This window comes from Streptomyces sp. HD (assembly GCF_028369295.1).
GTDB lineage: Bacteria > Actinomycetota > Actinomycetes > Streptomycetales > Streptomycetaceae > Streptomyces.
Window position 1 is genome coordinate 68,908 of the sequence record NZ_JAQMYP010000016.1, and the last position, 25,624, is coordinate 94,531.

A 25,624-nucleotide genomic window follows, 5' to 3' on the forward strand; every position below is an offset into this window, starting at 1 on the left:
GACGGCGACCGGAGGATGGCTTTCATCCGTCTTCCGGCCTACTCGAACTCGCCTCCGGTAGGGGGGATGGACCCATCCCGCGGCGGATACCCGATATTTCTCCGCCGACTTAGCATCTCTTCGAGCGGAAACCACCAAGACGCACACGTACAGCAATGGCTGAATACTTAACCAAGTCCCGGCGGCTCAGTGGGGAAATGGCAGGGGAAATGCCAATGGCCGAGTCGAACAGGAGGACCACGATGTCAGAGGATGCCGTCACAGAATCCCGACTGGAGCCGACGACCTTGGTCGAGCTCTGCAGGTATCGCGCTTCCAGGGAGCCGGATCGACGGATGTTCGCCTTCCTGGAGAACGGCCTCGAAGAGTCCGACTCGCTCACCCTCGCCCAACTGGACGCCCGGGCAAGGGCAATCGCGGCGCGTCTGAGCAGGCAAGCCCCGCAGGGCGCCCGCGCCGTGCTGAGTTACCCGCCCGGCCTGGACTTCGTGTCCGCCTTCTTCGGCTGCCTGTATGCCGGCCTGATCGCGGTGCCGGCTCCTCCGGTGCTGCGCGTCGGTGTCGACGACCGGTATGCGCGCTTCCGGGCAATCGTCAACAGCTGCCAACCGGATGTGCTGCTGTCGAACGGGTCAAGGCTGAACCGTGTCGACGCGTTGCTGAAGGACATCTCCACACCACGCCGGCCGACCTCTGTGGCGACCGACGAGATCAGTGAGACGGACGCGTATGGCTGGAATGCCCCCGGCATCGGCCCTGACACGATCGCGTACCTGCAGTACACCTCCGGCACGACCGGTCCGCCCCGGGGTGTGGAGCTCACCCATGGCAACGTTCTGCACAACCTCTCGTTGATCTTGGCCAACGGTACCCGGGCCACGGACGACTTCGACCGGCTGCCGCCTGTTGTGTCCTGGCTGCCCGTGTTCCACGACATGGGGCTGATCACCGGGGTCCTGCAGCCGATCTACGTCGGGTACGACGCCGTAATGATGCCGCCCTCGGCGTTCACCCAGCATCCGGTCAACTGGCTCCGCGCGATATCGGAACGCGGGGCGGGCATCAGTTCAGCACCCGGTTTCGGGTACGAGTTGTGCCTGCGGCGCGTCTCCGAGGAGCAGGTGCGTTCCCTCGATCTCAGCGCCTGGCGGATCGCGGTGGTCGGCGACGAGCCGGTGCGTGCAGAGATGATCGACCAGTTCAGTGCCATGCTCGCCCCGGCCGGCTTCCGCCGCGAGGCGTTCTTCCCGAGTTACGGCATCGCCGAGTCCACTGTCATGCTCAGCGGCGGGCCGGTGGAGCCCGAACCGGTGATCCGCCGGTTCGACGCGGTGGCGCTGGCGAAAGGCAAGGTGCAGCGAGCCGGACCCGAGGACGAGGTGCGCTGGCTGGTCGGCCTGGGCCAGGTGCACCCGTCCATGACCATCGCGGTGGTGGATCCGGCCACCGGCGATCCGTGCGCCCCGGACGAGACAGGGGAGATCCTGGCGTCCGGACCGAGTATCGGTGCCGCGTACTGGAACGCCCCGAAGGAGACAGCGCGTACGTTCAACGCCACCGTGCGCGGCCACGAGGGCCGCCGGTTCCTGCGCACCGGCAGCCTGGGCTTCCTGGACGGCGGTCAGCTCTTCGTCACCTGCCGTGTGGACGACCTCATCGTCGTGGAGGGCATGCAGCACTACCCGTACGACATCGAGGCGACCGCAGCAGCAAGCCATCCCGCCATACGGGAGGGCTGCTGCTGCGCCTTCACCGCCGAGGACGGCGGACGCACACGCCTCGTCGTCCTGGCTGAGATCAACAGCCGGTACCGCGTCATGACCGGCCCCGTCCCGGACACTCCGCCAGGTGCCCGCGCGACCCACGCGGCGGATGAGGTCGAAGAAGCCGTCCGGGAGGCCGTCTTCGCCGGGCACGGCCTCCGGGCCGACGACGTCCTCCTGGTCAAGGCCGGTGCGCTGCCGTTCACCACCAGCGGCAAGTTGCAGCGCGCACAGTGCCGGTCCAGGTACCGGGCGCGGGCGTTCGCGACAGTCTGAACCTCGCTCCATGCAGGGGGCGCGCGCACTGTCCGCCGCCTTCTTCCTCTTCCTCCGTTTGGAGTGGTCATATGCGAACCAATCCCGAGCACGGCGTCCGACTGCCCGAGGCGGTGGCCGGCGAGCACGGCGCACTGCCGACGCTGATCGACCTGTGCCGCACTCGTGCGGCAGCCGAGCCCGACCGGAAGAACTTTGTGTTCCTGGGCGACGGTGTCGAGGAATCAGAATCACTGACCCTGGCCGAACTCGACCGCCGGGCGCGGGCGGTCGCCGTGACGCTGCGACAGCAGGTTCCTGCCGCGCGCGCACGCGTGCTGCTGAGTTACCCGCCGGGACTGGACTTCCACGTCGCCTTCCTGGGCTGCATCTATGCCGGTCTGATTCCGGTGCCGGTGGCTCCGCTCGACGGGACGCGGAGCAATGCAAAATGGACTCGGGTGGAGTCGATTGCCGCGAGTTCCGAGCCCTCCCTGTTCCTGTCGACCGGCCCCGTGCTTGCCGCCGCGGAGCCCGTCCTCACCGACACCGACGGGCTCGCCCAACTCAACCGGGTGGCGACCGACGAAGTACGCCTGGACCTGGCCCAGGAGTGGACCCCACCGGTGGCCGCCGCCGAGATGGTCGCCTATCTGCAGTACTCCTCGGGATCGACCGGCGTGCCGAAAGGCGTCGCGATCACTCACGGCAATGTGCTGAACAATCTGTCGTTGATATACGACAACACGCGTCGGTCTGCCGACGACGCCGGGCTGCCCCGACCGTCGGCGGTGTCGTGGCTGCCGCCGCACCACAACATGGGCCTCATCTGCAATGTCCTCGACCCCCTCTTCTCCGGCCGGGATGCCACCCTGCTGCCGACGATGACCTTCGTGCAGCGTCCGCTCACGTGGCTGCGGGCCATCTCCCGGCTCGGACGCGCGGACAGCTGCGCGCCGAACTTCGCCTACGACCTGTGCGTCCGCCGGGTGACGGACGCTCAGCGCCGGGAACTCGACCTCAGCCGCTGGGAGATGGCGCTGGTCGGAGGCGAGCCCGTCCGCTCCGATACGCTCGACCGCTTCAGCGCGGCATTCGCGGAGGCCGGCTTCCGGCGCGAGGCGCTGTCCCCCGCGTACGGCCTCGCCGAGGCGACAGTGATGGTCACGGCCGTACCGGTCGGCCAGGCCCCGGAAGTCCTGCGGCTGGACTCCGAGTCGCTCGCCGCCGGAAAGGTGCGCCCAGTCGCGTCGGCACAGGACAGCCGGGAGTTGGTCGGCTGCGGCCCGATCCATCCGTTGAGCACGGCTATAAGCGTAGACCTGGAGACAGGCAAGCCCTGCGGGGAGGACGAGGTGGGTGAGATCTTCGTATCCGGCCCGAGCGTCGCAACGGGGTATCTGAACGCTCCCAAGGAGACTGCCGAGACCTTCATGGGGTCCATTCCCGACCAGCCGGGGGAGCGGTTTCTCCGTACTGGTGACCTCGGATTCGTGCAGAACGGGGAGCTGTTCATCACCGGCCGGGCAAAGGATGTCATCATCATCGCCGGTGCCAACCACTACCCGCAGGACATCGAGGCCACCGTTGAGGCCAGCCACCCGGCAGTCCGCGAGTTCGGTACCTGCGCGGTGTCGGTCGACGACGGCGCACACGAACGGCTCATCGTGCTCGCCGAGACGACGATGGCAGCCGGAGGCGAGACCGGTGATCAAGTGATCGCCCAGGAGATCAAGCAGGAGATCAGGCGCGCGGTCCATGCCGGACACCGCATCCAGGTACACGATGTCGTCCTCCTCAAGCCGGGGACGCTGCCGCTCACGACGACCGGCAAGCTGCAACGGCGCGACAGCCGGGACCGGTACCTCGGGGGTTCCTTCGAGGCGGCCCTCATCGAATGACGGTGCGTCCTCTGCGCATCCGGTGCCCTGGCGGGCCTTGCCCGGCCAGGGCACCGTGCAGGTACGCCGACGCAGGATCCCGGCGCCGGGTAACCGGTGCCGGTCGGCACTCTGCGCTCAGGCCGCAGGCCCGTCCCTTCCTCCTTCAGCATGTGGTGATCGACATGCACCGGCGGTGTCGGTGTGTCTTGCAACGGCTAAACGCAGTGAGGTGAATCGGCGCTGCTGGTCATTCATGAGCCCCGTAAGCGGTAGCAGTCTCGGCAAGCCGTCGGCCGTGGGTTCGAGTCCCACCCGCCCCACCATTGCTAAGTGTGCAGAAACCTTCTGACCTGCGGAAACGCCGGTTTTTGCTAGTGGGCGGCGTGCAGCGGAAAGGTGCACGATGGTGCAGCGAACTGTGCTTCGTGTGCGTCCAGGGAGACGCTTTCATGGCTATGACCTGCGGTTCCTTCGCAGAGTTGCCGTGGGAGTGTCGATGCCCGGATCCCACGTCCGTCTACCGACCACTGCCGGTGCCGCTCAAGGGTGTCTCGCAGCTGCCAACTGCCCTGGGGAGACGATCCGATCCGCCGGACGGATGCTGATGCGGTTGTTCTCTCGTAGCGCCCAGTCATGGGGAAGCCGACCATGGAGGTGCAGGCCGATCCGGTCGCTGGGGGCGTGAGCCCAGGGGCGGCTGCGACTGCTTTCCGGCGTGTTGGTTCAGGCGGAAGAGCGTTGTCTTTCCGTGCAGATGTCAGGGGTTCGACTCCCCTAGGCTCCACCTGTGATAGCCCCTCTGACCTGTGAAAACGCGGATCAGAGGGGCTACTCTCGTGCTGACGGGATCTAGAGCCAATGCCGTTGCTCTACGCGTTCGCGGGTTGAGGTCGTTTGATGCGGACTGCTCGGGTGCCGGTGCGGGTGGGCTGGGGCCAGGTGTGATGTTCGGCCCGTTTGAGACGGTAGTTGGACATCTTGCGTTTGACGACGCGCGGCTGGCTGCGCAGGCGTCTGTGCGGCAGGAGACGTTCGAGTAGGTCGTGCTGGAGCACGACGAGCGTTCTGACCAGCAGGTCAGGGGGAAAACTGCCCGGCGTGACGGTCACGCTGCGCCGGGTGGAGCGCAGGGCTTCGGTGAAGGAGATCCGGTCGGCATCCAGGCCCCGGGTTGCGGCGGTTCTCACCATCAGCTCGTGCAGCGCGTGGTGGACCAGCAGATGGGCCCAGATCTGTTGCAGGACGCCGTCGGGGGTTTTGCTGCTGAGCACGATGCGGGCTCCGCGTTGATGGGTCTTGAGCTCGGCGAAGACGGCTTCCGCCTCCCAGCGCTCTTGGTAGAGCGCGGCCAGCTGGCGGGCGGGACAGCGGCGGGCATCGAGCAGGCTGGTCACCAGCCGGTAGTCCTCACCCTCACGGCCAGTGCCGTTGAGCTGGTGGGCCACCACCCGCACGATGACGGGAGCGGTCCGTGCGCGATCGGTCTGAGCGTGGATGCGGGAGAGCCAGGAGCCGTCCCGCACCTGCCGGTCGACGGGCAGGATGCGGTTGGCGGGCACCCGCCACGGCAGATCGGCGCCGCTGGCGGTGAAGGCCCGCCACAACGGCACGCCGAGGAACTCCCGGTCGGCCAGGACGAGTTGGCCCCGCCCGCAGGAGCGGGGCAGGTGGCCGACCAGGGTGACTTCGCCGGTGCGGCAGCCGGCCGGCTCGGCGTCCAGGACGAGGTGGGTGCCCACCTCGATCAGGCAGGCCATCCGCACCTGGGGAAAGCAGGACTTGTCGTGGCCGCGGGGGGTTGCCGGGGCCGCCGAAGGCGGCCTCGTTGGCCGGGCTGTCGGCGACGTCCCAGCAGGTGGCGTCCACCGCCAGCAGCCGCAGCCCGCGCCAGAAGCAGCCCGGGGTGGCCTGGGTGCCCATCGACTTTGAGGTCGTGGCGAACAGCACCCGCAGCGGCTCCGGACCCAGCCGCTGGCGGGCCCGAAACAGTGACGACTTCGCCGGGATGTGCCACTTGCCCAGCAGACCCGCACCTCGCAGGCCCTCGACCAGGTGCCGCATCACGTCCAGATACGGCGCCGGGGAGAACAGGGCCAGCGCGAGCACGAAGTAGACCACCAGCCGGGCCGGCAGCAGGCGTCTACGCCGCTCCGCACGACCGCACGCGGCCACCACACGATCCACCAACCCCGGCGGATACACCCAGGTCAGCAGCCCTAACCCCGATAACTCACCGACATCTGCAGACACCCGCACCACCCCCGGGAGCACTGCACAGCAGCGTACGCCCACGAGCTATTGCAACGGCATTGGATCTAGAGCCCCTATTAATCGGGGGTTGCAGGCGGTCTGTCTCCCCTGGGGCTCCCCTAGGCTCGTGTGGTGTCAGGGCGTCCGGATGAGCTCCCGGTGCTCCGACGAGCAGGCCACGCAGGAGGTGGGTGGCGCGGGCGGGGGTTGGTGCGGAGTTTGGTGAGGGCCCGCCAGTTCTTGAGGTGGGCGAAGCCGTGCTCGACGGGGCGCGTCCGGAGGCATGGACCCGGTTGGCCTCCTTCTGGCCGGTGGTGAGCTTGTCGGCGCGGGTGGCCTTGAAGCCGGTGACGACCACGGGGGTGTCGGGGGCGTCGTCCACGCCGACGTAGCCGAGGTCTGCGAGGGCCCCGAGGCCGACGGCGGGAAGGTGGGCCAGGAGGTGGTCGCGGCCGGGCCCGGCGGCCGAGATCCAGATCAGGCGGCCCGGCTCGTCGGTCAGGGCGAGGCAGTGCAGGCCGCGACGGTGGTGCTTGCCGGAGTAGTTAGGCCGGTCCGCTGTTCCGGTGCGGTGCTGGGTGGGGACGAGGGTGCCGTCGCCCAGCACCACTTCTCCGCCACACCTGCTGGATCAGCTCAGCCGTCGCGCGGTTTGTGCAGCCAGCCCCGGCCAGCCAGTCTGCTCAGCTTGCCTCGCAGCGGTTCCAGCTTGCCCCGCACGCCGGTGTCCAGCCCCAGCTCCTCGCTGACGTGCCGGACCGTGACCGGACCCGCGGCCTGCCTCACGACGACTGCCGGACGGTCGACGCGCGGGCGTAGCCGAATCTGACGTGCCCGGCCGGCTCGGCGTTGTGTCACCGGCCGGGGCAGTTGACGAGGTTGTCGGTGTCGCCGTCTCGATCGGTGACGTCGAGCATCCAGGGGCGGGTGCCGCCGAGGCTCCACTTGCCAGCCTCCAGGCCACGGCTCCTCAAGCCCGCGCGGGTCGGCGCGGTTATGGCTCGGCGTGGGTTGGGTGCTTCGCGGGGGTGTGGATGTCAGGGTGTGGGCGTCAGGCTGTTGCGAGGACATTGGTCAAGGCGATCAGGGTGTGGGTGTTCGCGAGTTCTGGAAAGTCGTAGGGGATGGGGCGAGGCCCGACTTGGTCGGGTGGGGAGGCGAAGGTGCCGTCGTTGCGCCGCTGGCCGATGAGGTAGTGGAGGCCACGGTTGATCGAACTGGGCTGGCGGCTGTGGCGGTTGATGACGGGGAGGGCCTGGGCAGTTGAGAGTAGGTCGCTGGCGTGACCGGGCTGGTGTCCCCAGCCGCCGTCGGGGTTCTGGGCGGTTTCAAGAAATGTGGTGGCTTTGTTGATTGCTTGGGTGATGCGGGCGGCGCGGCGCTGGCCGGGGAACGTGAAACGTTGTGCGTCGTCGAGGGCGTCGATGACGTGGAGGATGACGGCCGAGGCGCTCAGGGTCCAGCTCAGATCGAAGCTTCCGTCGCGGTGCTGTGCCTGGAGGATGTAGTCGAGTGAGCGGTTCAGTGTTGGAGTGTGGTGCGGCCAGTCTGGTGACAGGGCGATGATTGCTTCGGCGGTGAGTTCGACTTCGGGTTGGTGTCCTTTGACGTAAGTGGGGAAACCCCCGTCGGGGTCTGCGATGCGTTCCAGGTATCGGCGTGCGTTGTGAAGGTGGGGGCGGTGCGCTGCCGGGCCGAGTATGCGGAGGAATGCGATGCATTTGCAGGTGTCGTCGACGTCGGTCTGGGTGGTCGTGCGGGTGTAGCCCCAACCGCCGTCGCGTTGCTGGGTCTGTGTGATGAAGCGTCCCATCTTGGCTAGGGCGGGATGGCTCAGACCTGCCGCCTCGGCGATGGCGGCTCCCGCAAGCGCGGTGCCCCAGATCTCCTGTTCTGTACAGAAGGGGATGCCGCCGTCCGGGTTCATCGTCTGCACCAGGGCTGTGATACCGGCCCGGATGACATCGCTGTGCATTTGGGAGGCGTGGAGGGCGTGCAGCGCGACTAGGTGGACGAGTAGATGCCCCTCCCAGACGCGGCCTTGGTGCTCCTGGAGAAGCTGCACCAGGTAGGCGAGATCGGCGTGGTCGGGTGCTCCGCCGCAGCTAGAAGCGTGCAAGATCTTTATTGCGCAGAGGAGTGCGTCAGTCCACCGCGCTTGATCGCCGTAGCGAAGCGTTGCTGGATCGGTCGATAGCGTTCGCGTATCGAGCGGGACTGCCCCAAGGATTGCAAATAGGGTGTTAAGCAGCAGATACTTCCGCTCCCCGGTGAAGTGCTGGAAGCCGCGGAGATATTCTTCGAGCTGCTGGCGCCCGCTGTCGTCGCACAACGCCGCTGCCTTCGCCTGGGCTTCGAGGAAGGTGTCGGGGTGGCTGTCGAGAAGGTAACGGCGGAGCCTTTGCTGAACATCCAGGTGGGTGCGGTTCCTGTCGAGCAGGACGAGCAGTAGCGCGGATTCCAGCATACGGCTGCCGCATTGATCGCGAATGTAGCCGGCCTCGCTGAGCAGAGCCGCGTGGTGCGTCACGAGCTGATGCTGGATGGAGCGGCATTCGACGAGGAGGGCGGCGGGCATAGCGGTCGTTGTCTTCATTTCTATCTCCTTGGCGGTGCAGGTCATGCCATGCGGGCCGATCGTCGCTGATTCCGATCGTCAATCCGCAGGGAGTGAAGTCGTGGTCATGCTCCCGGCGCCTCCGCTGCGGCCCCAACTGCCCACCACCAGGCGATCGATGGAATCGGCAACGGTTCGGGAGAATCGTCACTGGGGGTGTCCCGCCATCCTGTGCTGCAGAATGCGCGGCTGCCGCCGCTGAGCCCGTCGAGGTACACATACCGATCCGTGTTCAGGCACCAGTCCAGTAGGCCGCGGATGTAGTGGCCCAGGCTCTGCAAGTACCGGCCGGTCGACGGGTCCCCTTCGGCCATGACCTCCTCGCGCAGACGAAGGAAACGGCACATGACTCGGTCACGCATGCCAACCGCCGCCCTCAGCGCCCGATCGCTGGGATACCCATAGGTGTTGCGGACGACGTCGATCAGATTATGGCCGTCGCTGCTGCGGTGGCTTTCCTTGGCGTAGGAGAAGATATCGGTGTCCCACACGCCCAGCGAGGTGGCCATCTCCGTCAGGGCCCGGATCCGCCGGTCTTCCCAGACTGCCGAGGGCAGATCGATTCCCTCAGCGATATGAGGGAGCATGACAACAGCCCGCGTGCCGCCCGCGTGCAAGCTAATGAACGCATAGTCGCTCAAGTTCGGTGTCAGCTGTCGCGCGATATTGCCGGCCCTGTAGGTCTCGACGAAGAAGTAGCCGCGCATCGCCTCCACCCAGCGGCCCACCTGTACGGGAGTGGCTACAGCACCCAAACGCAACCGAATGTCCCGCAGCGCCTCTGCGAAGGGATCGTTCCGGGCAGGGGACTCGGGGGTCTCGATGACGCGCTGCAGCCGGGCCATAACCTCAATCAGTTCGCCCGGTCGACTACCCAGGGGACTCTCATCACAAATGTCGTCGAAGGCGAACACCCACACGGCAAGGTCACTGGCTACCTGTACCGCAGCCTGGTCGCCACGGGGGATGATGAGCCCAGCTACTCCACCCATCCCTGCTTCCAGCCGGTCGCGTTGTTTCTGTTCTTTGCAGAGATTGAACCTCGCAAGGAACTCGACCGAGCATGCATCGATCTCGGCAGCTTGGGGATGGATCAGTGGCGCGATCGGGCAATAGTAGGCAGGGATTTGCAGCAGGGGTGTTGCGGCGCCCATGCCGGCCTCCTGCGAGTGAGGGGCTGTCTGGTCAGAACTCACAAGTCCACCTCTATTTATGAGGTCTTGAGCATTGACACGTGAGGAAGAATTCACAGTCCATCTGTCCTGCCCTCCGCTGAAGCGATCTCGGATGCCGGAAGAGAGGGGTGCACTGCGCTCGCAGATGGAGCCATCTGCCGGGGCAGGGTGAAGCGCTGGTGCTCTTCGACTGTTTTGACGATCTCAGCCTCCGCGTAGCCGTGCTGTGCCAGCCGGTCGAGAACCTGCTCCACGAGTACCTCGGGAACGGAGGCGCCGGAGGTGACCCCGACCGTCGTCACCGCGTCCAGCCAGGCCGTATCGATCTCCTCCACGCAGTCGACCAGGTACGCCGCGCCGGCGCCCGCTTGCTCGGCGACCTCGACCAGGCGCTGGGAGTTGGAGGAGTTGCGCGAGCCGACCACGATCACCAGCTCCGCGAGTTCCGCGATCTCTTTGACGGCCTGCTGACGGTTCTGGGTGGCGTAGCAGATGTCGTGGCTCGGGGGCGAGATCAGCTGTGGGAGCTTCTCCTTGAGGGCGGCGACGGTCTCCATCGTCTCGTCCACGGACAGCGTGGTCTGGGAGAGCCACACGACCTTCGAGCTGTCGCGGACCTTGACTCCGGCGACGTCGTCCGGGCTGTCGACGAGGGTGATCCGGTCGGGGGCCTCTCCTAGGGTGCCGATGACCTCTTCGTGCCCGTCGTGGCCGATCAGCAGGATGTCGTAGCCTTCACGTGCGTAGCGGACGGCTTCCTTGTGGACCTTGGTGACCAGGGGGCAGGTCGCGTCGATCGCCAGGAGGCGGCGGGCTTTCGACTCGTGGCGCACGGCGGGGGCAACTCCGTGCGCGGAGAACAGCACGACCGTGCCCTCGGGCACGTCGCAGACATCCTCAACAAAGACCGCGCCCTTGTGCTCCAAGGCCTTGACGACGTACGTGTTATGGACGATCTCGTGGCGTACGTACACCGGCGCCCCGTACATCTCCAGGGCTTTTTCGACGGCCTGGATGGCGCGGACGACGCCGGCGCAGAAGCCGCGCGGGGCTGCGAGCAGCACACTCTTGCGGGCGGATGATGCTTTGCTCATGAGGCGCGCTCCGTGGCCAGGGTGGCGAGGTGCCGCAGGGCGGCGCTCGCGGTGGACGGGCAGGGCAGGTGGTCCAGCTCGGTGAGTGCCTGTTCGTAGCGGGCGGCGATCATCGCTTCGACCAAGGCTGGGGCGTTGGTGGCGGTGATGATGCGCCGGGCCGCCTCGGCCTGGTCCTCGGCGAGCTGGGGGTTGCCGAGCAGGCTGCGGAGCTGGCCGGCCTGGGCGGGGTGGGCCCGGTTCAGGGTGAGGGCGATGAGGACGGTGTGCTTGCCTTCACGGAGGTCGTCGAGTGCGGGCTTGCCGGTGGCTTCGGGGTTACCGAAGACGCCGAGGAGGTCGTCGCGGAGCTGGAAGGCCTCGCCCAGCGGCAGCGCGAATCCGGACAGGGCCGTGAGGAAGGGGTCGTTCGCACCGGCGAGCGTGGCACCGATGTGCAGGGGCCGTTCGACGGTGTACTTGGCGGTCTTGTACCGGATCACCTTCAGGGCGACGTCCACGTCCTCGGCCGGGCCGAGCGCGGCGGTCAGGTCCAGGTACTGGCCGTAGATGACTTCTTCGCGCATCACGTCGACCACACGGCGCAGGTTGGTGAAGAGCCGTGGTGCGAGGTCGCTGCTGTGCAGGAGCTCGTCCGACCAGGCCAGGGCCATGTCGCCGACCAGGAGCGCGGCGCCTTCTCCCAACTGCCGTGCATGCTCGGGTTGTTGGCCTGCCCCATGGAGCGTGGCGAGGTGATGGTGGATGGTGGGCTGTCCGTGGCGGGTGGCGGAGTTGTCCATGATGTCGTCGTGGATGAGGCAGAAGGCATGGAACATTTCCAGGGCGGCCGCGGTCCGTAGCACTGCACCGGTGTCGCCGCGGCCGCCGGCGGCGTGCCAGCCGGCCACACACAGCAGCGGCCGCAGCCGTTTTCCGCCGGCGTGCAGGTGCTGCCGGATGGCCTGGGAGATGTTCCCGGGAAGCCCGGACTCATTCGCGGCGGCCGATTTGGCATCGAGGAAGTCCTGCAGCACGGCGTCGACTTGCGTGCGGATTGTGGAGGGATGGAGTGGGTGGCCGGCCAGGGTGGAAACACTCATGAGTCGTCACCTGCCTGCGCGGACTGGGATGCGGAATCGCTCTCGGTCAGCTGCAGCGCTTCATCCAGGAGAGCGTCCACGATCTGCGATTCGGGTACGGTGCGCAGGACTTGGCCCCGGCGGTAGATCTTGCCCTTGCCGTTGCCGCACGAGACGCCGAGGTCGGCCTCGCGGGACTCGCCGGGCCCGTTGACGACGCAGCCCATGACCGCGACCCGCAGGGGGTGGGGGAAGCCGTCGAAGGCGGCCTCCACCTGGGCGGCGAGCCCATGGATATCGACCTGCAACCTGCCGCAGCCGGGGCAGGAGACGATCTCCAGCTTCCGCGGCCGTAAGCCGAGGGAGGACAGGATGTGGCAGCCCGCTTTGACCTGCTCCACCGGGTCGGTGGACAGCGAGACCCGGATGGTGTCCCCGATCCCCTCGGCCAGCAGGACCCCGAACGCGACCGCGGACTTGATGGCGCCCTGGAACGCGGGGCCCGCTTCGGTCACCCCCAAGTGCAGGGGATAGTCACACTGCCCGGCGAGCAGCCGGTTCGCGGCGATCACCGTGAGCGGGTCATGATGCTTGACCGCGATCTTGAGATCCCGGAAACCGTGCTGCTCGAACAGCGAACATTCCCACAACGCCGACTCCACCAGGGCTTCCGGCGTCGCGCTGCCGTGCTTGGCGAGCAGCCGCGGGTCGAGGGAACCGGCGTTGACCCCGATCCGGATCGGCACCCCCGCAGCCGTGGCGGCTTCGGCGATGTCGCCGACCCTGTCGTCGAAGCGTTTGATGTTGCCCGGGTTCACCCGCACCCCCGCGCAGCCCGCGTCCAGGGCGGCGAAGACGTAGCGGGGCTGGAAGTGGATGTCGGCGATCACCGGGATCGGTGACTTCGCCACGATCCGCGGCAGCGCGGCGGCGTCATCGGCGGAGGGGACGGCGACGCGGATGATGTCGCAGCCCGCTGCGGTCACCGCGGCGATCTGCCCCAGCGTCGCATCCACATCCGCCGTGTTGGTCGTCGTCATCGTCTGCACGGACACCGGTGCGCCGCCGCCGATGGGCACCGCCCCGACACGCAACTGGCGGGTGGAGCGGCGGCGCACCGGGGCTTCGGGGACCCGTGCTGTGGGCAGGCCGAGATCGGTCGTGGTCAACGTGCCCTCCGGACAGCAGGCGAGGCAGAAGAAGGCGGGACGGCCAAGGGGCGGGAGGCGGCGGGAACAGGTCGGCGGCGAGGTTCGGGAACCCCGCCCGACGAGGTGGCGGGAGCGGAGAGCGGGCCGTGGACGGAGCGGGCCACCAGCACCGCGTTTGTGATCGCCTTCGCGCTCAACCCCGCCCGCTCCAGCAGACGTTCACGCTCCCCGTGCTCGATGAACGTCCGCGGCAACCCCAGCCGCACCACCGGGACCGTGGCCGCGCATTCGCCCAGCGTTTCCAGCAGCGCGGTGCCCACCCCGCCGTAGCGCAGGCCGTCCTCGACCGTGATCACGAGGCGGTACCCGGCCGCCAGATCGGCCAGCGACCGGGAGACCGGCAGCACCCACCGCGGATCGATCACCGTCGCGCCGATCCCGAACTCGGCCAGTTCGGCTGCCGCCTCACACGCCCGGTGCGCCATCGGCCCCGCCGCCACCAGCAGCACATCCCTGCTGCCCGACCGGGCACGGAACAGCACGTCCCCCGCCGCACCCCGCTCCAGCGCCGGCAAGTCGTCCGGGGACCGGCCTCTGGGAAAGCGCACCAGGGTGGGGCCGTCGGCGTAGGCCACCGATTCGGCAAGGAGTTCTTTCAGGCGGGCCGTATCCCGCGGAGCGGCGATGCGCAGCCCGGGTACCGCCGAGAAGACGGACAGGTCCCACATGCCGTGATGGCTGGGCCCGTCCGGGCCCGTCACACCGGCCCGGTCGAGCACGAAGGTGACCGGCAGCCGGTGCAACGCCACATCCATGAGGACCTGATCGAACGCGCGGCTCAGGAACGTCGCGTAGACGGCGACCACGGGACGGAAGCCGCCCATGGCCAGGCCGGCGGCGGAGGTGACGGCGTGCTGCTCGGCGATCCCCACGTCGAAGACCCGCTCCGGGAACCGCTCCTGCATCGCCCGCAGGCCGGTCGGGCGCAGCATCGCCGCGGTGAGGGCGACAACGTCCGCACGCTGTTCAGCCAGCTCCAGCAGGCTCTCGGAGAATGCGCTGGTCCATGACGGGAGGACAGGCGAGGCGGGTGTACCGGATGCCCCAGGCGTCGAAGGGAGAGGTCGGCCGGTGGCCGGATCCACGGCACCGACGGCGTGCAGGCGATCCGCCTCATCCTGCTCGGCCGGCGCATAACCGCGGCCCTTGACCGTGACCACATGGACCACGACCGGGCGTCGCAAGGCTCTCGCCCGGCGCAGTGTGTCCTCAAGTTCGGTGGTGTCGTGGCCGTCCACGGGGCCGAAGTAGGCGAAGCCCAGATCGGTGAACAGGTTGCGGCACGCCCCCCGGCCACCGTCAGCCCTGAGTTGTTCCAGGTGGGCGGCGAGCGCGCCGGCCGTGGGGGCATAGGAACGGCCGTTGTCGTTCACCACCACGATCACCGGCCGGTCCTTCGCGGCGCCCAGGTTGTTCAGCGCCTCGAAGGCCAGGCCGCCGGTCATGGCACCGTCCCCGATGACCGCCACCACGGCCCGCTCCTGCTCGCCGGCCAGTTGGCGGGCCTTGGCCAGACCGTCCGCGTACGACAGGGCCGTGGAGGCATGGGAGTTCTCGACCAGATCATGCTGGGACTCGCTGCGGGAGGGATAGCCGGACAGGCCGCCGGCTTGGCGCAGCGTGTCGAAGTCCTCGCCGCGGCCGGTCAGCAGCTTGTGCACATACGCCTGATGGCCGGTGTCGAAGACCAGGCTGTCGCGCGGCGAGTCGAACACCCGGTGCAACGCCAGCGTCAGCTCCACCACGCCCAGATTCGGTCCCAGGTGCCCGCCGCCCGCACACACCTTCTCGATCAGGAACGCTCGGATCTGCCCGGCCAGTTCGGCTAGCTCCTGCACAGGGAGCGCCCGCAGTGCGGCAAGGTCCCCGCACACGGCGAAAGGGTGGGGAGTGGTCATGACCGTCGGCTTCCGCAGCGGTCCCGCTCATAAGCCGGAGAGTCGACCCCAGGGCGTTGCACAACGTTGAAAGACGAAGGAAATTGGGATCGGTGTTGAAATCGGGATGGGTGTTGAAGGTGGAGCAGGAAGGGGTCTGACGCGCGCTCCTCCGTGTACTGCTCCGTCCCTTTCCTTGACGACTGGTGCCTGCGCGGCCACGAGCCGCCGCTAACTTCGATCGTTCATGAGGGCCCATCAACTTACTGACGGGCCCTTTGCGGTGAGTGTTGTCGGGGGATTTTCGGAGTCTGGGCAGCTTGGGGCCCGGCTGTCGCGTCGGGTGCGCGCCGGGTTCCACGGCTCCGGTGGGCTGGTGCTGCTCGCAGGGATGAGGATGTGCTGGTCAGCCGGGGTTCGGGAGGGCCTGGAGCCGATCCAGGGCATCGGTGATCACGCCGGTCCAGGGCCAGTGCTTGGCGAGGCGGAGGTAGCGGCGACGGCCGGTGGTGACGAACTGGGCGGCGGTGGAGAACAGCCGAAGCCGCAGGCGGCGGGGCTCCCAGAGCCGTGCTTGGCCGGTCAGGGCGAGCAGGGGCATCCAGGCAAGCAGGTCCAGGGCGATCTGGATGATCTCCAGCCAGATCTGGTTCTGCGCGGCGTCGTGGAGGGGGAGGTTGCGCAGGCCGGTGGCGCGGGCGGCGCGGATGCGGTCTTCGGCGCGGGCCCGCTGCCGGTGGCGCAGTTCGAGGGCGGCGATCGCCTCGCCGGCGGTGTTGGTGGCGAAATAGGTCAAGCGCATCCCGTCGGCGTCAGTGAAGCGCAACTGGGCGCTAGGGTGCGGCCGTTCCTTCCGCACGATCAGCCGCAGCCCCTTCGGCCAGCCCGTCAGGCAGTCGCCGGCGAGTTCGGCCACCCAGGCGCCGTCGCGGACATCGCCGTCGGGTTCCACGGCCGGCGTCCAGGCCGAGGCCGGCACCTTCAGGACGGCCTGGTGGATGGCCTCGGTGATGGTCATGCCGACCGAGTACGACAGCCACCGCCGGGCGAGCCAGGCGACGAACTCGTGGGTGCCACCGCCGGAGTCGGTACGGATCAGCGTCTGCCGTCCCCTCCGCAACCGTTTTGGCAGCTGGGCCAGGGCCAGCGTCGTGGCCTCGATGTGGTCCGCGGCGGTGTTGGAACCCGCGTTGCCGGGCCGCAGCAGGCCCACGACCGGCTCACCGGACCCGCCCCGGCCGTGGTCGACGAACCCCATATGCGGGTGGTGCCCGAACGTCTTCTTCCAGGTCGCGGCGGCGTCCTGCTTCTCGGAATGTGCCAGGACGAGGACGCCGTCGATGTCCACGATCACCTGCCCGCCCGCGTCCGGCGCCGCATCACCGGCCAACTTCCAGACATGTTCGCGTACTTCAGCACGGGCGGTGCGCAGCGCGGCCAGGACCCGCTGTCCACCCGCCGCCAGCTTGCCGATCAGCCGGGAGACCGTCGGGTCGGAGGCCACCGGCCCGGACACGGCCGGCTCGGCCCGCAACATGCCCACATCGGCCAGGCAGTCCCCGCCCAGCGCCACCGCGAGCGCGACATCCAGCAGGATCTTGCCCGGATCGTGCACCGTCCGCGGCTTGCGCCACGGCGCCAGCGCCGCTGATATCGCCGCATCCAGACCGCACTTGCGGATCGTCTCGACCAGCAGCACCGCCCCAGCCTACGAAACCACTCCGCGACCGCCGCCCTCGACGCGGACACGCGGATAGGACCCGATACGCTTCTTCCCCTGGAAAGTGCCTCCGACGGTGGCGGGAACAAGGACCTCAGCAATCCTCATTCTCGCTGGGCAGAGGAACTTTCTGCTTTCTTGATCACCAGGCGGACAGCCCGCCTCGTGAAAGCGCGAGGTTAGCGCCCGCCCGGGGTCAGCTCGGGGCGCACGGGGATAGGGCAGGGGATACGGGATTTGCGGGGCATACAGGGGAACCTCTGATCTTGTCAACGGGACTAGAGACATGACGTTTCGTCATGGCAATATCACCGGGCGGCGCTAGTCGCCGCGTCTTGGCAATGAACTGGTCTCTTAATCAAGGGGAATTCATGCTTGCACCGCTCTTGACCAGTGTCGTCACCGCGCTCACCAGTGGACTCACCAGCGTTGTGACCGCGCTCCTCGGCGGCTGACCAACCACTCGCACGCCTGCCCCGTACATGCCTATCTCGGCTGTGCGGGGCATCGTGCCGTCCCGGGCTCGCAGCGGCCGCCCGTGGTCAGCTCGGGGCACCCGGGGACACTGCAACGGGGCGAGGCATGGGGGGACCTCCCGAGGGGTGGGGGATCGTTTCGCCGACCCCCGTTCGAGTGATCAGCGTATGTCCGTATGGGGAGTTGGGTACCACTGGGGCGACTCAGACCAGCCGCCGAGTCAGCCCTAACTCCCCTTTACTGAAAGGAAATCGCCATGCGCCGTATCGCTGCCGTCGCCCTCGGAACTGTAGTCTTCCTCGGTGTGCTGACTGTTCCGCCCCAGGCCCAAAGCGCAGTTGCACCTGAAAGCAACGCCGTCGGTGACGCGCTTAATTGGGTGCTTGATACCTCGAACAATGCCCTCATTGGCCAACTGGCATTTAATACACCCGCGACGAATTTTCAACTCAAAGCCCTAGCCGACAAGACGGCAAAGCTGGCCGAAGCTTTGAGTGATGTGTAGGGCAGGCGGAATCGAACCGTCACTACCGCCGTGTTCAGCCCTGGTGACTAGCCGGACCTACTAAGGGCTGTCCCGCAATTGATCTTCGGCTCGGGCTGGACGCGGGTCCCCCTGGCGCGGTTTGCTCGTCTATCCGGTGAGGGCGAGGTTGTGCAGGCGGGCGATCCCGAGCATGGCGTGGTGGACGCCGTCACCTTTGAGTCGGCAGTCGCGCAGGATCTTCCAGCCCCTTCATCCGGGCGAAGACATGCTCGACGCGGGCGCGGACCTGTTTGTGGGACTTGTTGTGTGCCTGCTTCCAGTCGGGCAGCTCTTCGCCTTTGCGCCTGCGGTGCGGCATGACGAGTCCCGTGCCGGGGATAGCCGCCGTCGGCGATCGTGGTGGTCCTGTCGGCGGCGGCCTTGGCGCCGGATTCCGTCCATGCCTTGCAGTCGGCACGGTTACCGGGAACCGGTCGGCCGACCATGACGACCAGGCGCGTGTCGGCGTCGATCACGACCTGGTGGTTGGTGGAGTACCGGTAGTTTTTCGACTGCTCGGCGACCGTGTGGTCCTGGGTGGGTACGAGAGTGCCGTCCAGATGAGTACGGCGTCCTCGCGGAATCGCTTGAGTGCCTGGAGCGCGAGCTTGGGGCCGAGGTGGTCGATGACGCGGTCAGCTGCGGACTTTGAGATGCCGAACAGCGGGGCGAGCTGCCGCATCGTCAAGTTCGTGCGCCAGTAGGCCGTCACGAGCAAGACTCGGTCCTCCAGCGGAAGACTCCACGGCCGACCACTTCGGACCGCATCTGCGCCCTCGCGCCGCAGTGCGCTCACCAACTTGGTGAAGCATCGCGGGCTCAGCCCGGTGAAGGGGCCTATCCAAGACGGCTCCGACGCCGTGATCGCACCAGCCATGGAAAGATCATCTCTATCGTGACCAGCGAGTGTGGGACAACCGTCAGATGTGTAGAAGGCGCATAGCGAGCAGCGTCTGCCAGGTCCAGCCGATCGTGAGTGAGACGCGCTGGATCAGTCCGCCCAGATCCACCCAGCGTTGATGCTGACTGAACGCGGCACTGGCCAGCGCCATCGTGGTTGCGAAGAGAACACCACTGGCGATCGAGTAGAGGGCCCATCCCGGCGAATTGGACAGCGCGAAGACGAAACAGGCCACGGCAAGGGCGAGGAATCCGATGAGGGAGAACAGATCATGCAGAGCCCCTGCACAGGTGGGGCGCTGGAGCTGATCAGGGGTGCCGACAGGGTAACCGCTCACCGGATCCGTGCGGCAGACACCTGCGCCCAGCAGACCGACCGCCCAGACACCGATCAGCAGTGCGCCCCAGTGGGAAGACCCGACACGCCACAGGCCCACGGCGAAGATCAGCGACAGCAAGCCCGTGAAGAGGAAGTTGACGGTCTGTGCCCACCCGGCGCGGCCGAGGGCTAGCGAACTGACGGGATGGCGGAACGGCTTGTAGTCCACACGGCTGGCGCCTTCCAGTAGGTACGCGACCGTGAAGAGAGGGCCAGCGGCCATCCCGCAGGCAAGCAGCGTTTGGTTACCCATCCTGTCAACATAGGTTGACAGGATGGGTAACGTCAACCCTCGTTGACATGAGGGTGGGCATCAGCCATCAACCGAAACGTGCAATCGCCAGCCCAGGCACCGACTCATGCCTCTGCTCCGGAAGATCAATTGCGGGACAGCCCTTAGTCTCGATCTTTCGTGACGGTCTGCCGACGGAGTCGGCGGACCGTTTGGGTTCCGTGACTTCTAGGGCCAGTGGCGGGCGAGGCGGAGGATCTGGCGGCGGCCGGTGGTGACGAGTTGGCCGACGGGCCTGAACAGGCGCAGCCGCAGGCGGCGGGGTTCCCAAAGCCGGGCTTTGCCGCTCAGGGCCAGCACCGGCATCCAGGCCAGCAGGTCGAGTGCGATCTGGACGATCTCCAGCCAGACGCGGTTTTGCGCGGTGTCGTGCAGGGGCAGGTTCCGCAAGCCGGTCGCGCGGGCAGCCCGGATGCGGTCCTCGGCCCGTGCCCGCAGGCGGTGGCGGAGTTCGAGCCCGGCGATGGGCCGGCCGGTGGTGTTGGTGGCGAAGCACGTGATCCGCATGCCGTCGGCGTCCGTGATCCTCAACTGGGCACCGGGGTGCGGTCGTTCCTTCCGGACGATCAGCCGCATGTCCTTCGGCCAGCCGTCGAGCATGCCGCCGGCGAGTTCGGCGCCCCAGGCCCCATCGCGGATCTCTCCGTCGGGCTCGACGGCCGGCGTCCATGCCTCGGGCGGCACCTTGAGTACGGCCTGGTGGATTGCGTCGGTCATGGTCATGCCGACCGAATACGACAGCCACCGCCCGCGTTTCGCGAGCCAGGCCACGAACTCGTGGGTGCCGCCCGCAGAGTCGGTGCGGATCAGCGTTTGGCGCCCGCGCCGGTAGGACTTGGGCAGCTGGGCCAGGGCCAGTTGGGTGGTGGTGATGTGATCGGCGGCGGTGTTGCTGCCCGCGTTCCCGGGCCTGAGCAGAGCGGCCACCGGCTCGCCGGACCCGCCCGCCCCGTGGTCGACGAAGGCCATCAGCGGGTGGTGACCGAAGGTCTTCTTCCAGGTCGCAGCCGTGTCTTCCTTCTCGGAGTGAGCGAGCACCAGGACGCCGTCCAGGTCCACGGTCACCGAGCCGGTCGCATCCGGCGCCGTCTGCCCGGCCAACTTCCATACATGTTGGCGCACTTGGGACCGGGCACCGTGGATCGCGTTCAAGGCGTGTTGACCGCCCGCCGCGAGCGTGTCGATCAGCCGGGAGACTGTCGGGTCCGAGGCCACCGGCCCGAACACGGCCGGCTCGGCCCGCAGGATGCCGACGTCGGCCAGGCAGTCGCCGCCAAGGGCGACCGCGAGCGCCACATCCAGCAGGATCTTGCCGGGATCGTGCACCACCCGCGGCTTGCGCCAGGGTGTCAGAGCCGCCGATATCGCGGTATCCAGGCCCGTCTTGCGGACCGTCTCCACCAGCAGCACGGCCCCGGCCTGCGAGACCACTCCGCGACCGCTGCCCTCAACGCGGACACGCGGGTACGACCCGATACGCTTCTTCACCTGAGAAGTGCTTCTTTCCACGGCACGATCTGGACCCTCGACAAGTCCTATCGTTGCAGGTCAGGACCACTTCTCGCGTTTGTGATCAAGCCTCGGACAGGCCACCTCGCGAAAGCCCGAGGCTAATGGCCGCCCCGGCGCGCGAAGGGCCCGCTCGCTCGGGAAGCTGATGTCATGAACGATCCGTTTCTCGTGGCGGAGGCCACCAGCCCTGCCGGCCTGCCGAACACCGCGCACACGCGGTACGCAGATGCTCTGCGGCCGGGATCGCAACGCATGTCGCCCCGCGTCTGGGCCGTCTGGGTCCGCACTGCGGGAGGACACGGGAAGGTCAGCGCGCTACGTGAACCTTGCTTTCGGCTGCGGAGGGATTCTCTCCCTAGCCCTGGCCATCACCGCGCGTACGTGCGGTGAGCGGCGGTAGGAGGCCAGGGCTGCCAGCAAGTCGCTCAGAGCCCGAGCGGCCCGTGGCGATTCGAGTTCGTCGATCCGTTCCATCGCGGTGAGGGTGACCGAGCAGCACTCGTCCAGATGGCCCAGGCTGAGCAGCGTCGCCGCCAGGCGCATGGCCACGAGGGTCCGGCCGCGGCGGTCGGCCTGGGAGTACAGCGTCAAGGACGAGTGCAGTGCGGCCGTTGCCGCCCGCTGGTCTCCGACCGCTTCCAGGGCCTGGGCGCGCTGGAAGGCCAGTGCGGCCGGCGGGTAGACCTCGAAGGGGTCCGTCTCCTGCTGGGCGGTGCGGGGCATCTCCTTCTCGTACTTGCGTTCGGCGGCAGTCAGCGTGGCGAGCGCCTGCCTGTGATCTCCTGCCGTCGCCTGTGCCACCGCCTGCTGGGAGAGCAGGAAGGCGGCCACGTGCGGGGAACCGTGATGCAGGCCCGTCGCCACCGCGGCTTCGGCGTACTGGACCGCGAGTCGCGGCTGGCCGTGCTGCAGGGCCAGGGTGCTCTGGGCCCTCAGGGCCATCCCCCAGGTGGCCCGGTCGCCGCAGGCCGCCGCGAGCCGCTGGGCGTGCGCGTATGCGGCCTGCGCATGACCGGGCTGTACAACGTCCTCCTCCATACGGGCCAGCAGATAGGCCAGCCGCGCCGCCCCGCTCAGAACGGCCCGCCGCCGCTCCTGACGGCCGTGTGCCGCCCGGAACAGGCGCGGCACGTCGGTGGCCGCGTACTCCATGAGCGCGGTGCGGGCGTTGATTCCGCCGAAGGCGTTCATGGACGCCGCGAAGAAGAGCGCGGCCTCCCTCAGTCTCTGATCCGCAGGCGACAGCCCATCCAGCACGCTGTCCATGGGGCTGGGGGACAGCTGGTTGGACAGGACGAGTGCGTGCACCCGGTAGGGGAGCGGATCCTGCCAGCCCCTGGCACGTCTGCTGGCGGACGCGAAGTCCTGGACGGCGCGTACCTGTGCCGCTTCCGAAGCGGAGGCCGCGTCCCCCCGTGCGGCACGCGGTTCGGCCGGCACGAACGCCGGGGCGTCGGGGAATCCCGCATCGGGCAAGGACACCGCGCGCCCCAGCCGCCGTGAGAGAGCCTCGACGATCAGCTTCCGTACGACGGGCCGGGGCATGGTGCCCGACAGCCAGTGGGACACGGACGAGCGGTCGTAGCGCAGTTGTAGTCCCAACTCCGCGCCCACCGCGTTCACCGACCGGACCAGAGCCCCGTAGGACCAGTCGGCTTCATCGAGCAGGGTACGCAAGTGCGTGTTGGCCGGCCGAGAACTCATTGAGGCCCCCTCTGCGGCGCCATGCGCCCGGCCCGCCCATGGAGTGCGCTTTCTCTCCTCCGTACTACCCAGTTGGGATTGGCCACTCGACATGTGAACGATCTCGAACGGCCTCGCCTCTGCCTGCGGGAGGCCGTAGGTCGTCAGCGTTACTGATGGTGACGAGTCATTCCTTCGGGCCCGGTGGGGGATGAGTTAGCCGAGTGTTCCCCCGGAGTAGGGGGCGGTGCCACCCGCCCATCATGAATCCGCTCTGTGCCTGTGGCGGTGGTGTGGTTACGCAGGTGAGGAGTGTCTCGGTTTCGGGCTCGACTCCCCTGGGATCCAAAACCAAAGAGCCCCTCTGACCCCGTGCAACGTGGGTCAGAGGGGCTCTTTGTTGGTGGGGAGCAGTTCCAGGAGCATCCCCGCCGCGCGGGTGCGGGAGGAGTGGGGGAGGGGGGCTGCGACACGTGCTGGATCAGAGCCGCACGCCTGAAAGGTGCTACTCCAACGGAGGTGTGTCCGGTGCGGGTTGCCCGTGGTCCAGGCACCGTTCCATGAGGATCTTGGGCGTTCGTAGGTGTGACCGACTCTGACGAGGAGCCCAAGAATGTCACGTCGCCCTGTCCGGCCTGCGCCGCGTTCCCGCCTGACCACTTGGCTGGCGACCGTCGGCGCGGCCACGGCCCTGGCACTCGGTCTCGCGGGTACGTCAGCCGCCGCGGCTGACGGCCCGAACCCGCCTGTGTGGCCGACCACCTCGGGCCCCGCGGCCGTGATCGGCGGGCTCGTGCATCCGGATGCCTCGCCGCCGGGGGCGAACGACTGGCAGTGCAAGCCGACTGCCGCGCACCCCCGCCCCGTCGTCCTGCTGCACGCGACCTGGACGAACGCCTACACGAACTGGGCGGGACTGTCCCCCTTGCTCAAGCGGGACGGGTACTGCGTCTTCGCGCCGAACTACGGCGGGCAGCCGGGAGTTCCGTTCAAGGGCACGCAGCACATTCCCGACTCCGCCCGTGAGATCGCCCGCTACGTCGACCGGGTGCTCAAGGCCACCGGTGCCCGGCAGGTCGACCTGGTGGGGCACTCCCAGGGCGGCGGTCTGATGCCCCGCTGGTACCTGCGGTTCGAGGGGGGTACGGACCCCGCGAAGCCGGCACGCAACAAGGTACGTCGGCTCATCGGCCTGGCCCCGTCCAACCACGGTGCCGGCGCTTCAGGTCTGGGTGACCTCTCCACCGCCCTCGGCCTCAACCCGACGATGTCCCTGGTGATGGGGCAGGCGTACGCGGACCAGATGCCGGGGTCCCGGGTGAACACGACGCTCGACCGGGACGGCGACACCCAGCCGGGGGTCGACTACACCACGATCGTCACCCGACTCGACGAGGTCGTCACGCCCTACCCCAACCAGTTCCTCAAGGCCGGGCCGGGCGCGAGAGTACGGAACATCCTGCTCCAGGAGATCTGTCCCCAGGACCTGTCCGAACACCTTTCGATCGCCTACGACTCCAACGCCCTCCAGCTCGTCTTCAACGCCCTCGACCCCGCGCATGCCGAACCCGTGAACTGCCGTCTCTCGCTTCCTCTCCTCGGCGGCTGAGAGACAGCCTCTCCGGCCAGCCCGGCGCCGGGCGTGGGTGGGATGTTCCGACGTTCCTTCCTCACCTCAGCGGACGGGCTGGCCGGGGGCGGGGTTGGTGCGGTCGTGGGTGAGCGGGGCGACGGACTTTCCGCCGTCGACGGTGGGGTGACGCCAGTGATCCAGGAGGAGCGGAGGAGGAATGCCGCAGCGTGGGCGACGTCCGCCGGTTGGCCGACGCGTCCCAGGGGGTAGCTGGCGGCGATGGTGTCCGGGGGCAGGGCGGTGAGAGTGTCCATGAAGGAGGTCTGGACGAAGGCGGGGGCGAGGGCGTTGACGCGTACGCGCGGGGCGAGCTGGTTCGCGAGGTCGGCCGTGAATCGGTGGAGTGCCGCTTTGGTCGCGCTGTAGGTCGGCATCCGGCACACGCCGGTGGCGGCGACCGTCTTCATCAGCAGGACGGATCCGCCGTGGTCCTTCATCCATGCCTGCCAGGCCAGTTGGGTGAAACCGAGCGCGCCCAGGACATTGGTGTCGAACATGCGGCGGCAGCAGTCGAGGTCGATGGCGGAGGTGTCGAGCGCGGGGTTGACGCCGGTCGTGTAGACGAGCAGGTCGAGGCGGGCGAAAGTATCCATGACGGCGTCGATGGCGGTCTTGCGGTCGCCGTCTTCGCGGCTGTGGGCGGTGAGGGGGAGGTCGCGGCGGCCGGTTTCCTCCCGGATGGCCTCGGCCGCCAGCCGCCGTTGGCCATCGCCCCGGGCCCGTGAGGGCCACTGACGCACCCTGGCGGGCGAGTTCGGCGGCGATGGCGTATCCCATGCCCCCGGCTGGCAGAGACCACCAAGGCGACCTTTGCCTCGAAGAGCTGCTCCCCGGCGCCGGGTACCTCCGGAGTGCCCGAGAGGTAGTTCAGGTCCCTGAGGCGGGAACGTCGTCACCGGGCTGTCCCTTCCCGTGCCGTGCCGGTCGCCCGGGGCTTCCGCGGTCGGTTGCGTGGGAGATGGGTGACGGGGACCCTGGGCGAGGCCGTCGGCAGGCGGCTGGCCTGGAGTGAAGTCGCGTCGGTCCCACCCTCGGGCGCCTGGTGCCTGACTGACAACGAGGCTGTCGCGGGCACGTCTCGTCGTCCCGCAGAGTCCGTGCCCGCCGGAGAATGGTCAGGCGTGTCAGCGACCTGAGTCGTCGAGGCGACTGGCAATGGTGTTCACGTACTGTCACGGTGCCGAAATGGCGACGCGCCTCGCCTGCGGGCTCCGAGGCTTGGGATCACTGTCGGGAGAGTCGCTGTCTTCATGGCCGCGTACGGCAGGTCTCGAAGTGTCCACGTGAGTGCGGTCGGGTGGTGCAGCGAACGCTGC

17 protein-coding genes and 3 pseudogenes are annotated in these 25,624 nt (G+C 68.0%); 4 read left to right on the top strand and 16 right to left on the bottom strand.

The genetic code is table 11. The annotated features are described in order from the left end of the window. Positions 1–242: 242 nt before the first annotated feature. Positions 243–2,039, top strand: coding sequence for a fatty acyl-AMP ligase (locus tag POF73_RS17565; protein ID WP_272116250.1), 1,797 nt, complete (start codon positions 243–245; stop codon positions 2,037–2,039). Between the two features lie 71 nt (positions 2,040–2,110). Next, complete coding sequence (locus POF73_RS17570) at positions 2,111–3,919, top strand: fatty acyl-AMP ligase (RefSeq protein WP_272116253.1); 1,809 nt, start codon at positions 2,111–2,113, stop codon at positions 3,917–3,919. Between the two features lie 851 nt (positions 3,920–4,770). On the opposite strand, the gene POF73_RS17575 is transcribed toward POF73_RS17570, so the two are convergent. From POF73_RS17575 to POF73_RS17620, 11 genes and pseudogenes are all read right to left on the bottom strand, one after another. After that, positions 4,771–5,934 carry an IS4 family transposase gene (locus POF73_RS17575; RefSeq protein WP_334313608.1) on the bottom strand — a complete coding sequence of 388 codons (1,164 nt, stop codon included), beginning with the start codon at positions 5,932–5,934 and terminating at the stop codon, positions 4,771–4,773. Beyond that, a pseudogene (locus POF73_RS46240) lies at positions 5,849–6,193 on the bottom strand (transposase domain-containing protein); the annotation flags it as partial. The pseudogene POF73_RS46240 and the gene POF73_RS17575, both read right to left, overlap by 86 nt. Beyond that, positions 6,132–6,761 carry a transposase family protein gene (locus POF73_RS17580; protein WP_272116257.1) on the bottom strand — a complete coding sequence of 210 codons (630 nt, stop codon included), beginning with the start codon at positions 6,759–6,761 and terminating at the stop codon, positions 6,132–6,134. The gene POF73_RS17580 and the pseudogene POF73_RS46240, both read right to left, overlap by 62 nt. A gap of 26 nt (positions 6,762–6,787) precedes the next feature. Next, positions 6,788–6,937: a hypothetical protein gene (locus POF73_RS17585; protein WP_272116259.1), complete on the bottom strand. Its 150-nt coding sequence runs from the start codon at positions 6,935–6,937 to the stop codon at positions 6,788–6,790. A 265-nt stretch (positions 6,938–7,202) separates the two neighbouring features. Continuing rightward, positions 7,203–8,747 carry a prenyltransferase/squalene oxidase repeat-containing protein gene (locus tag POF73_RS17590; RefSeq protein ID WP_272116262.1) on the bottom strand — a complete coding sequence of 515 codons (1,545 nt, stop codon included), beginning with the start codon at positions 8,745–8,747 and terminating at the stop codon, positions 7,203–7,205. 86 nt (positions 8,748–8,833) lie between these two features. After that, a complete protein-coding gene (locus tag POF73_RS17595) occupies positions 8,834–9,922 on the bottom strand; it encodes a terpene synthase family protein (RefSeq protein WP_272116264.1) in 1,089 nt (362 codons plus the stop codon). Between the two features lie 92 nt (positions 9,923–10,014). Further along, complete coding sequence (locus POF73_RS17600; protein ID WP_272116266.1) at positions 10,015–11,037, bottom strand: 4-hydroxy-3-methylbut-2-enyl diphosphate reductase; 1,023 nt, start codon at positions 11,035–11,037, stop codon at positions 10,015–10,017. Next, positions 11,034–12,119: a polyprenyl synthetase family protein gene (locus POF73_RS17605; protein ID WP_272116268.1), complete on the bottom strand. Its 1,086-nt coding sequence runs from the start codon at positions 12,117–12,119 to the stop codon at positions 11,034–11,036. Before POF73_RS17605 ends, POF73_RS17600 begins: the two co-directional genes overlap by 4 nt. Then, on the bottom strand, positions 12,116–13,267 hold the full coding sequence (gene ispG / locus POF73_RS17610; RefSeq protein ID WP_272116270.1) for a flavodoxin-dependent (E)-4-hydroxy-3-methylbut-2-enyl-diphosphate synthase: 1,152 nt from the start codon (positions 13,265–13,267) through the stop codon (positions 12,116–12,118). The genes POF73_RS17605 and ispG overlap by 4 nt, the downstream gene beginning before the upstream one ends. Then, a complete protein-coding gene (locus POF73_RS17615; protein ID WP_272116272.1) occupies positions 13,264–15,207 on the bottom strand; it encodes a 1-deoxy-D-xylulose-5-phosphate synthase in 1,944 nt (647 codons plus the stop codon). The genes ispG and POF73_RS17615 overlap by 4 nt, the downstream gene beginning before the upstream one ends. 385 nt (positions 15,208–15,592) lie before the next feature. After that, a pseudogene (locus POF73_RS17620) lies at positions 15,593–17,014 on the bottom strand (IS1380 family transposase). A 625-nt stretch (positions 17,015–17,639) separates the two neighbouring features. Here POF73_RS17620 and POF73_RS17625 point away from each other — a divergent pair. Then, positions 17,640–17,888: a hypothetical protein gene (locus POF73_RS17625; protein WP_272116276.1), complete on the top strand. Its 249-nt coding sequence runs from the start codon at positions 17,640–17,642 to the stop codon at positions 17,886–17,888. A 129-nt stretch (positions 17,889–18,017) separates the two neighbouring features. On the opposite strand, the pseudogene POF73_RS17630 reads toward POF73_RS17625, so the two are convergent. The 4 genes and pseudogenes from POF73_RS17630 to POF73_RS17645 form a co-directional block, all read right to left on the bottom strand. Further along, positions 18,018–18,786 (bottom strand): annotated as a pseudogene (locus tag POF73_RS17630) (transposase). 43 nt (positions 18,787–18,829) lie between these two features. Next, positions 18,830–19,441, bottom strand: a complete 612-nt coding sequence (locus tag POF73_RS17635; RefSeq protein WP_272116278.1) for a DUF998 domain-containing protein — start codon at positions 19,439–19,441, stop codon at positions 18,830–18,832. A 207-nt stretch (positions 19,442–19,648) separates the two neighbouring features. Beyond that, the gene (locus POF73_RS17640) at positions 19,649–20,968 is read right to left on the bottom strand and encodes an IS1380 family transposase (protein WP_272116281.1); all 1,320 of its coding nucleotides are present in this window, start codon (positions 20,966–20,968) and stop codon (positions 19,649–19,651) included. A gap of 339 nt (positions 20,969–21,307) precedes the next feature. Continuing rightward, entirely contained in the window at positions 21,308–22,696 is a 1,389-nt protein-coding gene (locus POF73_RS17645; protein ID WP_272116283.1) for a hypothetical protein, read from the bottom strand. 592 nt (positions 22,697–23,288) lie between these two features. On the opposite strand from POF73_RS17645, the gene POF73_RS17650 reads away from it, so the two are divergent. Next, the gene (locus tag POF73_RS17650; RefSeq protein WP_272116286.1) at positions 23,289–24,284 is read left to right on the top strand and encodes an esterase/lipase family protein; all 996 of its coding nucleotides are present in this window, start codon (positions 23,289–23,291) and stop codon (positions 24,282–24,284) included. Here POF73_RS17650 and POF73_RS17655 read toward each other — a convergent pair. Next, positions 24,185–25,048: an SDR family oxidoreductase gene (locus POF73_RS17655; protein ID WP_272116288.1), complete on the bottom strand. Its 864-nt coding sequence runs from the start codon at positions 25,046–25,048 to the stop codon at positions 24,185–24,187. The genes POF73_RS17650 and POF73_RS17655 overlap by 100 nt on opposite strands. Positions 25,049–25,624: the final 576 nt, after the last annotated feature.